Source organism: Streptomyces mutabilis, from assembly GCF_046628145.1.
GTDB lineage: Bacteria > Actinomycetota > Actinomycetes > Streptomycetales > Streptomycetaceae > Streptomyces > Streptomyces mutabilis.
Genome location: NZ_CP176874.1, coordinates 5,223,339 through 5,235,469 on the forward strand (window position 1 = coordinate 5,223,339; position 12,131 = coordinate 5,235,469).

Consider the following 12,131-nt stretch of genomic DNA (forward strand, 5'->3'; position numbering starts at 1 on the left):
GGTCACTTGCCGCCGTTGATGGTGGCCTCGGTGACGGCGCCTTCCGCCACGCCCCACTTGTCCATGATCTTCTTGTACTCGCCGTTGGCGATCACCGCGTCCAGCGCCGCCTTCAGGGCGTCCCGGAGCTGGGTGTTGTCCTTGGCCACCGCGATGCCGTACGGGGCGGCCTCGACCTGCTCGCCGACGAGCTGGAAGTCGTTGCCGCCGCCCGAGGTCTTCACCGCGTAGGCCGCGACCGGGAAGTCGGAGGAGCCGGCGTCGGCGCCGCCCGCGCGCAGGCGGGTCTGGGCCTGCTGGTCGTTGTCGAAGGGCTCCATGGCGATCTTCTTGCCGGCCGGGCACTTCTCGTTCTCGGCCTTGGCGAGGTCCTCGGAGACCGTGCCGCGCTGCAGGACCAGCTTCTTGCCGCACAGGTCGGACCAGGTCTTGATGCCCTGGTCGTCACCCTTCTTGGTGTAGATCGAGACACCGGCGGTGAAGTAGTCCACGAAGTCGACGCCCTGGCCGACCTTCTTGCCGGTCTCGGAGTCGATGCCCTCCTGGCGGTCCTTGGTGTCGGTCATCGCGGACATGGCGATGTCGTAGCGCTTGGAACGCAGACCGGTGATCAGGGTGTCGAAGGTGCCGTTCTCGAACTCGAACGTCACACCGAGCTGCTTGCCCATGGCGTTCGCGAGATCGGGGTCGATGCCGACCGTCTCGCCGGACTTGTCCTTGAACTCGACCGGGGCGTAGGCGATGTCGGAACCGACCTTGATGACGCCCTTGTCGCGAATGGCCTGCGGCAGCTTGTCGGCCAGCGGGGCCGACACGGCGGACTGGTTGTCGCTGCCGGAGTCGCTCTTCTCGGTCTGGTCGCCGCATCCGGTGAGCAGCAGGGCGCCTGCGACCGCGATCGCACCGACCGCTGCTGTCCGGGAATGCGCGGCGGTCGTACGACGGGTGGAGCTTGCGGTCATGGTGGTTCCTCCGGCGGATGAATGGAGATGCCGATGGTGACGGTGGAGTTCCGGTGGAGCGGGACGCCGGCCGGGGGACCGGCAGGCGTCGTGGGTCGACGAGAGCACACGCCTTCGAGTGTCGCGACCTCGTGTGATTACGGCATCTTGCCATTCGGACTCGGCCATTCAGGGGGGACGTCATGTCAAAATCGGATAACGGGTGACCCCCCGAACCGCACCAGGTCGGTACATCACGACCGAACCTTTACGGGAATCTTCCCTTCCAGCCGAAAGATCTTCGGCATTCCCCGATATGGGGAGACGGTCCGTCGGTGTGTGGGGCTTTCGAGTGCTTGCCGCGGAGTCCTGTCAAGAGGTCTGGGGAAGTTGTCCTGATCCCTGGCTATGAGCCATGTCACCGGCATCCGGCGTCCGGGGTCCGACATGTGAGCTTGCGCTTATCCGACTCGTCGCGGGGGGTGTCCGTCGGGTAAGAAGGTGCTTTACACCCCTCATCAGGGGCTCAGGGCGCGTGTGCGGCGCGCCCGTCGCGCAGGCCTCCCTGTGGCCCAGTCGGCCATCCTCCTGCGCGGTGCCCGCCCATTCCTCACCAGGAGTGGACAAACCCTCAAACCATGAACTCTTAAGGGGTAAGACAAAGTGGCAGCGGAGATCGTCAATCCTCGCAGCGACAGCGACGCCGGTACGGAGCAGGAGACGGGGGAGCCCCTCGACTCCTTCGACCCGGCGTTCGCGCTGCACCGCGGCGGCAAGATGGCCGTGCAGGCCACCGTGCCGGTCCGCGACAAGGACGACCTGTCCCTGGCGTACACGCCCGGCGTCGCGAAAGTGTGCAGCGCGATCGCCGAGCAGCCCGACCTCGTCCACGACTACACGTGGAAGTCCTCGGTCGTGGCGGTCGTGACGGACGGTACGGCGGTTCTGGGACTCGGGGACATCGGCCCCGAGGCCTCCCTTCCGGTGATGGAAGGGAAGGCGATCCTCTTCAAGCAGTTCGGCGGTGTGGACGCGGTTCCGATCGCGCTGGACTGCACGGACGCCGACGAGATCGTCGAGACGGTGGTGCGCCTCGCTCCCTCCTTCGGCGGAGTGAACCTGGAGGACATCTCGGCGCCGCGGTGCTTCGAGATCGAGCGCAAGCTCCAGGAGCGGCTCGACATCCCGATCTTCCACGACGACCAGCACGGCACGGCGGTCGTGACGCTGGCGGCGCTGCGGAACGCGGCGCGGCTGAGCGGGCGGACGCTGGGCGAGCTGCGGGCGGTCATCTCCGGCGCGGGCGCGGCCGGTGTCGCCATCGCCAAGATGCTGGTCGAGGCCGGCATCGGGGACGTCGCGGTCGCGGACCGCAAGGGCGTCGTCTCGGCGGACCGGGACGACCTGACGCCGGTCAAGCAGGAGCTGGCCTCCTTCACCAACAAGGCCGGTCTGTCCGGCTCGCTGGAGGCGGCCCTCGCGGGCGCCGACGTCTTCATCGGCGTCTCCGGCGGTACGGTGCCGGAGCCGGCGGTCGCCTCGATGGCGAAGGGTGCCTTCGTCTTCGCGATGGCCAACCCGAACCCCGAGGTGCACCCGGAGGTCGCGCACAAGTACGCGGCGGTCGTGGCGACGGGGCGGTCGGACTTCCCGAACCAGATCAACAACGTGCTGGCGTTCCCGGGCATCTTCGCGGGCGCGCTGCAGGTGCGGGCGTCCCGGATCACCGAGGGCATGAAGCTCGCGGCGGCCGAGGCGCTGGCCTCCGTGGTGGGCGACGACCTCGCCGCGGACTACGTCATCCCGTCCCCGTTCGACGAGCGCGTGGCACCGGCCGTCACGGCGGCGGTGGCGGCGGCGGCCCGTGCGGAGGGGGTTGCGCGGCGGTGACCGTGTGACGCCTTGCCTGTGGTGAGCGGCCTCGTCCCCTGGTGGGCGGGGCCGCTCGCTTCTTGGGCGGCGTCGTGGTGGGGCGGGGTGCCCGCAGCCGGGGTGGCCGGAGGCAAGAGGGCGTGTGTCACACGGCGTCGTGGTTCCGGTCGGCGGGTGGTGTTACCTATCGTCAAGGTCATGTTCGCTGTCTACGCCGCCCGAATCGACCGCGACCAGCCGCTGACCGGCCTGGAGTTGGGAGAGCGCCCGGCTCCCGAGGCCCGCCCCGGCTGGAGCGTCGTCGATGTCAGGGCCGCCTCCCTCAACCATCACGACCTGTGGTCCCTGCGCGGCGTCGGCCTCCCCGAGGACCGGCTCCCGATGATCCTCGGCTGTGACGCCGCGGGTGTCGACGAGGACGGCAACGAGGTCGTCCTGCACTCCGTGATCGGCCAGACCGGCCACGGCGTCGGCCCGAAGGAGCCCCGCTCGATCCTCACGGAGCGCTACCAGGGGACGTTCGCCGAGCAGGTCGCCGTGCCGACCTGGAACATCCTGCCGAAGCCGAAGGAGCTCTCCTTCGAGGAGGCCGCCTGTCTGCCGACCGCCTGGCTGACCGCGTACCGGATGCTGTTCACCAACGCCGGTGTGCGTCCGGGTGACTCGGTGCTGGTGCAGGGCGCCGGCGGCGGGGTCGCGACGGCCGCGATCGTGCTCGGCAAGGCCGCGGGACTGCGGGTCTTCGCCACCAGCCGGGACGAGGCCAAGCGCAAGCGCGCGCTGGAGCTGGGCGCCGTGGAGGCCGTGGAGACGGGCGCGCGGCTGCCGCAGCGGGTCGACGCGGTCATCGAGACCGTGGGCGCCGCCACCTGGTCCCACTCGGTGAAGTCGCTCAAGCCGGGCGGCACCCTCGTCATCTCCGGCGCCACCAGCGGTGACCGGCCCTCGCACGCCGAGCTGACCCGCATCTTCTTCCTGGAGCTCAAGGTCGTCGGCTCCACGATGGGCACCAAGGACGAGCTGGAGGACCTGCTGTCCTTCTGCGCCGCCACGGGTGTCCGCCCGGTCATCGACGAGGTGCTCCCGATGGACCGCGCCCGCGAGGGCTTCGAGCGGATGGCTTCCGGCGAGCAGTTCGGGAAGATCGTGCTCAGCGGATCCTGACGCGTTCTGCGAGCCTCCCGCACCCCGGAGTGTGTCAACCAGTGTTGACAGACTCCGGGGTGTCAACCTACGTTGACTGCATGAGTGAAGCAACCGATCTCGCCGCACGCGCGGGTGATCGCGATCCCCGGGTCGGGCTGCGGGCCGTCGCCGCACTGCGCAGGCTGCTGGAGCAGCTGGAGGCGGTGCAGGTGCGCGGCGCGCGCAATCAGGGGTGGTCGTGGCAGGAGATCGCCACCGAACTCGGGGTCAGCAGGCAGGCCGTGCACAAGAAGTACGGGAGGCATTGATGTTCGAGCGGTTCACGAAGGACGCCCGAGACGTGGTGCAGGGGGCCGTCGGGTACGCCGAGGAGGCGCGGGCGCAGACCGTCGACCCCGAGCACCTGCTGCTCGCCCTGCTCGACCGCGAGGGCAGCCGCGCATCCTTCGCGCTGGCGGCGCTGGGGGTCGCAGGGCGGGGGGACGCGGTACGGCAGGCAGTGACGGAGGCGCGGCGCCGTGCGGGGCTGTCGCAGGCCGAGACCGACGCCCTCGCCGGTCTCGGGATCGACGTCTCCGAGATCGTCGCCCGGGTGGAGGAGGCCCATGGAGTCGGCGCCATGTCCGGCGACCGGAAGGACTCGCGCTGGTGGTCCGGACACCGCAGCTTCAGCAGGGGGGCCAAAGAGGTGCTGGAAAAGGCCCTGCGGGTCGCCGTCGCCCGGCGCGACCGGCGCATCGGGGACGAGCACATCCTCCTCGCCCTGACCGTCCGCCCCGGAGTGCCCGCCGAGGTGCTGGCCGACCACGGGGTGACGCACGAGTCGCTGACCAGGGTGCTGGGTGGCGACACGGGGGAGGCCTGCGCCTGACGGGCGCTGCCCTTGGCTCCCCCGACGAGACTCCTCCGGAGCGCTGCCCGTGGCTCCCCCCGGCGAGAGTCCTCCGGGGTCGCACCGGGGGAGCCCGACGCGGCACCCCCAGTGTCGCACCGGGGGAGCCGTGCCCGGGTTCAGGACTTGGGCGTCCGCAGTGTCGCCCCGATGTGGGCCGCGGCCGTCGAGAGATGGCGGCGAGCCTCACGGAGCTGGTCGGCCGTGACCCCGTGGTCCCGGGCCGCGTCCCGGATGTCGTCCCGGAAACGGTCGAGCAGCCGGTCCAGGTCGCGGGCGGGGTCGCCGGTGGACTCCGCGGCGTCCTCGTGGGCCCAGGCGGGCTCGTAACCGGCGGGGAAGTCCTCGGGCGTGGACGAGTACTCGGCCCGGTGGGTGGCCGTCCCGGCGTCGGAGCGGCCGAAACCCCAGTCCCGGCCGAACTCCTTCCCGAAGTCCTTGCCGAAGTCACCGACCTCCCTGGCCAGTTCGCTCAGGCCCTCGCGCAGTCCGGTCGGCCAGTCACCCCGTGCGAAGTGGTCCTGCACCTGTTCCTGAACTCGCTGGGCGATGCGCTGCACTTCCTCCTGCGCCTGCGCCCGGGCCCGCTCCTGGGCCTCCTTGGCCTGGCGCCGGGCCCGCTGGGCCTCCTCGCGGGCGCGGCGGCTCTCGTCCTTGGCGCGGCGGGCCTGCTCCTTCCACTCCTGCTTGACGCGCCGCATCTCCTCCTTGGCCGCGCGCCAGGCCTCACTGTCGTCGGGGGTCGCGGCACCGGTGGAGAAACCGCCGCCCTCGCCCTGCGCCCCGGAGCCGGCGCCCCGGCGTGCAGCGCTGGCCGCGGCCCGCATCTCGCGGCGCAGATCACCCGCGGCGCCGCGCACGTCGGCCCGGATCTCGGCGGCGAGCTCGGCGACCGACTCGCGGATCTCCAGCTCCAGGTCGGCCAGTTCGCCGCTGCGGTCGGACAGCTCGGCGCGGCCGGCGTCCGTGATGGCGTACACCTTGCGCCCGCCCTCGGTGGTGTGGGTGACCAGGCCCTCGGCCTCCAGCTTGGCCAGGCGCGGGTACACCGTGCCCGCCGACGGTGCGTACAGGCCCTGGAAGCGCTCCTCGAGGAGCCGGATCACCTCGTAGCCGTGGCGCGGCGCCTCGTCCAGGAGCTTGAGGAGGTAGAGGCGGAGGCGGCCGTGGGCGAAGACGGGGGGCATGTCAGAGCACCTTCTTGTCGGTCGTGCCGTCGGCCGGGGCGGCGGTGGTGCCGTGGTCCTGGCCGGAAGCGGAATTGTCCCCCGAGTCGTCCTGCGCGTCGTCCGCCGGGCCCGGACCGGGGGCCGGCGCGGCCTCTTCCCACGGCCCCTCCTCCGCCGCCGGGCGGCGCAGCAGGGCGATGGAGCCGGAGATCGTGGTGGCCTTCAGCCGGCCGTTGCCCGCGCCGAGCCGGCCGGTGATCCGCTTGGCGCCCCACTGGCCGGTCACCCGCAGGTCCTCGAAAGCGCTGGAGACGCTGCCGCTGGCCGTGTTGGCCTCCACCTTCGCGTCGGCCGGCTGGGGCAGCCGGATGGCGATCTCGCCCGAGACGCTGTTCAGGCTGATGTCGGTCGGACCGCCCACCGGGTCCAGGTCGACGATCATCGAACCGCTCACCGAGTCCGCCCGGACGGAGGAACCGGCCTCCACCACCGTCAGGTCACCGGAAACGGAATTGAAGCGCAGGTCTCCGGCGAGGGCCTGCGCCTCCACGTTCCCCGAGACGGTGTCGGCGCGGACCGGGCCCGCGAGGCTCACCAGCGTGGTGTCCCCGGAGACGCCCTTCACCTCGGCACGGCCCTCCAGCCCCGAGACGACGGCCGCCGCGCTGACCACCCCGACCTCCACGCGGGTGCTGGTGGGCACAGCGAGGGAGACCGCCGCGTTGCGGCGCCAGCCCTTGCGGTCGAGCCACTTGAGGAAGCCCTTCCAGGGGAGGTCCTCGTAGGCGACCGTGAGGACGCCGTCCTGGTGGGTGACGATCAGGGGCGGCCCCTCGATCTCCGAGACCTCCAGGCGGGCGGAACCCTCGTCGGTGCCCACGACGTTCACTGTTCCATGGACGATGCGCACCTGGAGCTCGCTGACGGACTCGTCGAAGGTGAGCTTCCTGGGCTCCGCGACGGACCACTCGGACATGGTGCAGACCTCCTCGACCGAACGCGGCATATCGCGTCCTTCTCTATTCACGATATATCGCGGAAACGGAAAGTCAAGACACTCGCTCGAGTGATCCGTGACCGGCCGAAGATGCGGGATTGACCTAGTTTGTGAGCATGTCGACGGAAGAGGCGGAAGAATCCGCACCCGGCTCCGGCGCCGCCCCCGGTGCTCTGCTCCTGTGCCGCGCCGAGCCGGACTCCGTCGCCGCCGTGGCCCCGCTGCTGGGCGAGCGCATGCCACTGGTCCGGGCAGGGGAGAAGTGGAGCGTGCTCGTCCCGGAGGGCCGGCCCTGGCAGCGCGGCGAGGACCCCGTCGACCGCGTGGTCACCGGCTGGGCCGCGGCGCTCGCCGTCGGCGCCCCGTGGCCCGTACTCGCCCTGTGGTGGGACGCCGACCGGGCCGGCTACACCCTCGCGTCAGGTTTCCGCCGTCCCGTCGGCTACGTGTGGCTCGCGGACGGCACCCCGGCCGGTGAGGACGAGGCCATGCACACCTTCGCCGCCCGCCTCGGCCTGGACCCCGTACTGGACCTCCAGTCACTGGACCGGCTGACCCGGCCGGACCGCGAGACCGATGCCCGTGCCAGGCTGCGGGGACTGCTGGCGGTGCTCACGCGCGCGGGCGTCTCGCTGCCGGCCGGACTCGGCATCGGCCACCCCGCCCCTCGGCTGCTCGAGTGCGCCCGCGCCCTGCCCGACGCCCGGTGGGCCGGCCCGGCGCGAGGGCGCGGCGCCCTCCGGCTGCCGTGCGCGTACCGGCCCGATCGCCGTGTGCTCGCACTGGCCCAGGTGGCGGCCGGTGTGCCGCTCATGGCCTGGGGCGCACGGCGGCGCAGCGGCGGCTGGGCCGCGCTGGGCGCCGTGCTGACCTGCCGCGGTGCGCTCGGCCTGGTCCGGCCCGCACCGCCGAGGCCCTGACGGAGGTGCGCCGGCGACCCGGCCCGGCGTGGGCCGGGCCCCACCGCCCCCGGCGCCCGCGGGACGCCGTTTGCATAGTCTTGGGGACGGATTCGGAACACGGACGCACGCAGGAGAACACCACATGTACTTCACCGACCGCGGCATCGAGGAACTGGAGAAGCGGCGCGGCGAGGAGGAGGTCACCTTCGAGTGGCTCGCCGAACAACTGCGTACGTTCGTCGACCTCAACCCCGACTTCGAGGTGCCCGTCGAGCGCCTCGCCACCTGGCTCGCCCGGCTGGACGACGAGGACGACGACGAGTGAGGGCGAGGGCGGGCAGTCAGGCCCCGGTGGGCGAAGGGCGCAGGAGCAGGGCGCCGCTCCGGTGGGGCGGAAACCGGCGGGCGACCCGGCCGTCCCCTCGCGCCGGGCGCGAACCGGGGTTTAGTCTGCTCCCCCCGATGGGGTAAGACACCTCCACAGCGGCGGGGGAGCCGGAAGCGAACGGACGGGGGCGCCGTGGCCGGTGGAATCGAACAGGTACGGCTCGACGACGGGACCGTCGTCTGGGCAAGGGTGAGCGCGACCGACGACGCGGTGACCGGGGACGGTTTCGAGGACACCGGGGTGCGCGACCGCGTCATAGACATGGCGGGAGGCCTCGCCGACACGGTCGGCGGCGTCGTGCGCTCCCTGCGCGCGGGACTGGACACCCAGGAATCGGTCGAGGTCTCCGTCGGCTTCGGCATCGAACTGTCGGCGCAGGCGGGCACCGTGGTCGGCGCCATCGCGGGCGGCGGTGGCAACGCCTCGCTGACCGTGTCGCTGACCTGGACCGAACCGGCCCGGCGGGACGGCGCACCGGCGCCGGAGCCGGAGGGCGGTGCCGGCGTCCCGTCCCGGTCCCGGACCTCCGGCGCCGAATGAGCGCCCTCGAAGAGCTGGTGCGCCCCTCGCTCGCGCGCATCGTCGCACCGGGTGACGGGTATGCACCGGAGCGTGGCGACTACTGGGGGTCGGGATTCTTCATAGCGCCGGGCTGGCTGTTGACCTGTGCCCACGTCGTGGGGAAGGGGGGAGCGGAGGTGTGGCGGAGTCGGGGCCCCGTGGGGGTCGTCTGGCAGGGCGGCACCACCACGGGCGAGGTGGTGCTCGCCAAGCCGCGGCCCGAGCCCGGACAGGCGGGCCGCGGGCGCTGGGAGTTCCCGGACATCGCGCTGGTGCGGGTGCACGGCGCGGACGACGCCCCGTGCGTCTGGCTGAGCGACCGGACCCCGGCCGTGCCCGCCCCGGTCTCACTGCACGGCTGGTCGCGGCAGACCGGCACCCTGGGCATCCGGCACCGTGTCGGTGAGGCGAGCGGCTGGGACGGACCGGCCATGCTGCTCTCGGGCGGCCTGCCGGTCGAGGGGCTGTCGGGCGGCCCCGTGGTCGACCTGCGCCACGGTTCCGTCATCGCCATGAACAAGGGCGTCAAGCAGTCCGTAGGGCACGCCGAGGGCGCCGCCACCCCGATGACCGCGCTGCGGAAGCTGCACGACATGCGCGGGGGCGACATCCTCCACACCGTCCTGCGCGAACACGACCTGCACCACCTCGCGCGCTTCAACCGCCCCGGGACGGACCCCGACTGGACGCGCGTCCAGACCGGGCTGCGCGACCCCGGCACCCCCGGACTCACCCCCGCCCAGCGCGTCCACCTCTACGGCCACCTCGCCCAGTTGCCGCCACCCGGCGGACCCGGCGAGATCGCGGGCCTCGTGCAGGAGGCCAAGGCCCGCGTGGTGCAGTCGGACTTCCGCTCCCCGTTCCCCGAGGACCTGCGCACCTGGCGGGAGGGCGCGGCCCTGCTGCACGGGCTGCGCGACCTCGGCGACAAGGGAAGCAGGCCCGAACTCGACCTCGACGCGGTACTGCTGTACGCGGCCAAGGTGGTCCGGCACGCGGCGCTGGAGCGGCCGGGAGAGACCGACCCGGAGCCGCTGCGGCACTTCACCCGGTGGATCTCGGAACAGGCCGTCCTGTACGCCCAGCCCGCGATCCGCGAGGACGTCGACCGGCTCCTGACCGACGTGAGGGAGCCGGCCGCCGCCCGGTCCGCGGGCCCCGTCCTCGCGCGCGAGGCCCCGGCCGGCGCCGGAGCCGACGTCCTCCTCGACATCGGCGAGCCGGTCTACGGGGAGCGCTACCCGCTGAGCGTGCGGCTCCTCTACGACGGCCGTGACGTCACCCCCGTCTACAGCAACGACCTCGGCGTGCGGCGCCACGAGCTCCAGGAGCACCTCAGGGAGCCGCTGGCCGAAGCCCTGCGGCTGGGCGACCGCGGCGAACACCTGGCGGTGATCGAGGCGTTCCTGCCCCGCGCCCTGCTCGACGAACCGATCGACGAATGGCGGCTCGTCACCGACGGTGCGGACGGCGGGAGCGGTGCGGGCGAAGAGTACGAGGACCCCGACTTCTTCGACGAGCAGTCCATGCCGCTCGGACTGCGCCGTACGGTCCTCCTCCGCGACCGCCGCCGCAACGCCCGGCCCCCCATCCCGGAATGGCGCCGGCGCTGGACGGCCGCCGCGCGCGGGCCCCTCTCCGGCATACCGCTGCGCGGCGAGTCGACGGACTCCGGGCACCACTCCGGCGGACGCCGCGAGAGCAGGTACGGCACCCTCCGGCGGCTGTCGGGCAGCGGCGACGGCTGCGTCCCGGTCTTCTGCGGGCCCGTCGGCAGCGGCGCCGGGCGGGAGGCCATGGACGTCGCCCTCGCCGCCGGGCATCCGCTGGTGCTGTGGCGCCGGGACGGCCACGACCATGCCGCGTGCCGGGCGTTCCACCGGAGCGCGGCCCGCCTGCTCTCCCTCGCCGGCCGCGCAGAGGGCCTGCACGGGCACGTGCGCGACCTGCGGATCGGCGCCATGGACCCCGAGATCGCCGAGAGCGAGGGACTCACGGGGAGAATCGCCGTTCTCTACGACCCCCCGGACCGGCCACAGTTCGGAACGGAGGCGATGCGGCCGCCCCCATTGGCCGGCCCCCCGATCGTCTGACGGAGTGTCAAGGTCTGGAATCGCCCCGTGTCCGGGTATCGGGAAAGCGCGGGCGTCCGGGAGACTCGGCAGGCCGGGCGCCCGGACGGTAACGTCGTAGGCGAACGGCCCGGACCGCTGCAAGATCACCAGAGCCGGAAGGAGCCCATGGTGAACGACTGGCGGATCTACCGCGGCGTGGGTCAGCCGCACGACGGCGTACGGCGGTTACCGGAGCCGCCCCCCTGGCGGGACTTCACGCGGGCGCGGGACGGCGCGCCGGCCGGGTCGGAGGACCCCAGCGGCGCCCGCAGGCTCGGCGTCCGCCGCCGTACCGTGGAGAACTACGCGCCCCGCCCCGCCGAGGTCGACGCAGTCAACGCGGCCCTGTACCTGCGCCGCCCGCTCCTCGTCACCGGCAACCCCGGCACCGGGAAGTCCACCCTCGCCTACGCCGTCGCCCACGAGCTGAAGCTGGGCCGGGTGCTGCGCTGGCCGATCGTCAGCCGGACCGCCCTGCAGGACGGCCTGTACCGCTACGACGCGATCGGCCGGCTCCAGGACGTCCAGTTGGAACGCGCCCGCGGCGACGGGCGGGACGGCGAGAGCGGGGACCCCGGCATCGGGGCGTACATCCGGCTCGGCCCGCTCGGCACCGCCCTGCTGCCGTCCGAACTGCCCCGGGTCCTGCTCATCGACGAACTCGACAAGAGCGACCTCGACCTGCCCAACGACCTCCTGAACACGCTGGAGGAAGGCGAGTTCGCCATCCCGGAGCTGGAACGCGTCGCCGACCGGGAGCCCGTCGTCGAGGTGCTGTCGCACGACGGCGACCGGGTGGCCGTCCACGGCGGGCGGATCGCCTGCACCGAATTCCCGCTGATCGTCCTGACCTCCAACGGCGAACGGGACTTCCCCGCACCGCTGCTGAGGCGCTGCGTCCAGCTCGAACTGGAGCCACCGGGGGAGGAACAGCTCACCGCCATGGTCGAGGCACACCTCGGCGAGGAAGGGGTCGCGGCGGGGCAGGACCTGATCGGCAGGTTCCTCGACCGCGAACCCGGCGAGGTGATGGCCGCCGACCAACTGCTCAACGCCCTCTTCCTCACCCAGCACACGCCCCACGCGGAACGGCTCACCCGCGAGCGCATAGCGGACATGCTCATGCAGCGGCTCGACCGGTCGAGGTGA

The 12,131-nt window shown here is 72.4% G+C and carries 12 protein-coding genes; 9 read left to right on the top strand and 3 right to left on the bottom strand.

Annotation, left to right across the window (positions count from 1 at the left end; genetic code table 11):
• Positions 1 to 2: 2 nt before the first annotated feature.
• Positions 3 to 962, bottom strand: a complete 960-nt coding sequence (locus ACLIN4_RS23700) for an ABC transporter substrate-binding protein (RefSeq protein ID WP_107476780.1) — start codon at positions 960 to 962, stop codon at positions 3 to 5.
• Positions 963 to 1,604: 642 nt separating this feature from the next.
• Between ACLIN4_RS23700 and ACLIN4_RS23705 the strand changes: the two genes are divergently transcribed.
• The 4 genes from ACLIN4_RS23705 to ACLIN4_RS23720 all read left to right on the top strand — a co-directional run bounded on the left by ACLIN4_RS23705 (position 1,605) and on the right by ACLIN4_RS23720 (position 4,830).
• Positions 1,605 to 2,831: an NAD(P)-dependent malic enzyme gene (locus ACLIN4_RS23705; protein WP_107476778.1), complete on the top strand. Its 1,227-nt coding sequence runs from the start codon at positions 1,605 to 1,607 to the stop codon at positions 2,829 to 2,831.
• A 180-nt stretch (positions 2,832 to 3,011) separates the two neighbouring features.
• Positions 3,012 to 3,977, top strand: a complete 966-nt coding sequence (locus ACLIN4_RS23710; RefSeq protein ID WP_100047907.1) for a zinc-binding dehydrogenase — start codon at positions 3,012 to 3,014, stop codon at positions 3,975 to 3,977.
• An 80-nt stretch (positions 3,978 to 4,057) separates the two neighbouring features.
• The gene (locus ACLIN4_RS23715) at positions 4,058 to 4,267 is read left to right on the top strand and encodes an HTH domain-containing protein (protein WP_043383227.1); all 210 of its coding nucleotides are present in this window, start codon (positions 4,058 to 4,060) and stop codon (positions 4,265 to 4,267) included.
• Complete coding sequence (locus tag ACLIN4_RS23720; RefSeq protein WP_289908770.1) at positions 4,267 to 4,830, top strand: Clp protease N-terminal domain-containing protein; 564 nt, start codon at positions 4,267 to 4,269, stop codon at positions 4,828 to 4,830. Before ACLIN4_RS23715 ends, ACLIN4_RS23720 begins: the two co-directional genes overlap by 1 nt.
• 140 nt (positions 4,831 to 4,970) lie before the next feature.
• Here ACLIN4_RS23720 and ACLIN4_RS23725 read toward each other — a convergent pair whose 3' ends face one another.
• Complete coding sequence (locus tag ACLIN4_RS23725; protein ID WP_307652129.1) at positions 4,971 to 6,038, bottom strand: PadR family transcriptional regulator; 1,068 nt, start codon at positions 6,036 to 6,038, stop codon at positions 4,971 to 4,973.
• Between the two features lies 1 nt (position 6,039).
• The gene (locus tag ACLIN4_RS23730) at positions 6,040 to 6,996 is read right to left on the bottom strand and encodes a DUF4097 family beta strand repeat-containing protein (RefSeq protein ID WP_411576778.1); all 957 of its coding nucleotides are present in this window, start codon (positions 6,994 to 6,996) and stop codon (positions 6,040 to 6,042) included.
• 137 nt (positions 6,997 to 7,133) lie between these two features.
• Between ACLIN4_RS23730 and ACLIN4_RS23735 the strand changes: the two genes are divergently transcribed.
• From ACLIN4_RS23735 to ACLIN4_RS23755, 5 genes are all read left to right on the top strand, one after another.
• On the top strand, positions 7,134 to 7,937 hold the full coding sequence (locus tag ACLIN4_RS23735) for a hypothetical protein (protein WP_289908769.1): 804 nt from the start codon (positions 7,134 to 7,136) through the stop codon (positions 7,935 to 7,937).
• A 124-nt stretch (positions 7,938 to 8,061) separates the two neighbouring features.
• Complete coding sequence (locus ACLIN4_RS23740) at positions 8,062 to 8,244, top strand: DUF6104 family protein (protein ID WP_019075209.1); 183 nt, start codon at positions 8,062 to 8,064, stop codon at positions 8,242 to 8,244.
• A 195-nt stretch (positions 8,245 to 8,439) separates the two neighbouring features.
• Complete coding sequence (locus ACLIN4_RS23745; protein WP_257101477.1) at positions 8,440 to 8,847, top strand: CU044_2847 family protein; 408 nt, start codon at positions 8,440 to 8,442, stop codon at positions 8,845 to 8,847.
• Positions 8,844 to 10,961: a trypsin-like peptidase domain-containing protein gene (locus ACLIN4_RS23750; protein ID WP_289908768.1), complete on the top strand. Its 2,118-nt coding sequence runs from the start codon at positions 8,844 to 8,846 to the stop codon at positions 10,959 to 10,961. The genes ACLIN4_RS23745 and ACLIN4_RS23750 overlap by 4 nt, the downstream gene beginning before the upstream one ends.
• A 150-nt stretch (positions 10,962 to 11,111) precedes the next feature.
• A complete protein-coding gene (locus tag ACLIN4_RS23755) occupies positions 11,112 to 12,131 on the top strand; it encodes an AAA family ATPase (RefSeq protein WP_100047913.1) in 1,020 nt (339 codons plus the stop codon).

Bases quoted from the DNA above. Each gene is read 5' to 3' on its own strand.
- ACLIN4_RS23710 (WP_100047907.1), top strand. From the start codon at position 3,012: ATGTTCGCTGTCTACGCCGCCCGAATCGACCGCGACCAGCCGCTGACC.
- ACLIN4_RS23750 (WP_289908768.1), top strand. From the start codon at position 8,844: ATGAGCGCCCTCGAAGAGCTGGTGCGCCCCTCGCTCGCGCGCATCGTC.
- ACLIN4_RS23700 (WP_107476780.1), bottom strand. From the start codon at position 962: ATGACCGCAAGCTCCACCCGTCGTACGACCGCCGCGCATTCCCGGACA.
- ACLIN4_RS23720 (WP_289908770.1), top strand. From the start codon at position 4,267: ATGTTCGAGCGGTTCACGAAGGACGCCCGAGACGTGGTGCAGGGGGCC.
- ACLIN4_RS23730 (WP_411576778.1), bottom strand. From the start codon at position 6,996: ATGTCCGAGTGGTCCGTCGCGGAGCCCAGGAAGCTCACCTTCGACGAG.
- ACLIN4_RS23735 (WP_289908769.1), top strand. From the start codon at position 7,134: ATGTCGACGGAAGAGGCGGAAGAATCCGCACCCGGCTCCGGCGCCGCC.
- ACLIN4_RS23740 (WP_019075209.1), top strand. From the start codon at position 8,062: ATGTACTTCACCGACCGCGGCATCGAGGAACTGGAGAAGCGGCGCGGC.
- ACLIN4_RS23725 (WP_307652129.1), bottom strand. From the start codon at position 6,038: ATGCCCCCCGTCTTCGCCCACGGCCGCCTCCGCCTCTACCTCCTCAAG.
- ACLIN4_RS23715 (WP_043383227.1), top strand. From the start codon at position 4,058: ATGAGTGAAGCAACCGATCTCGCCGCACGCGCGGGTGATCGCGATCCC.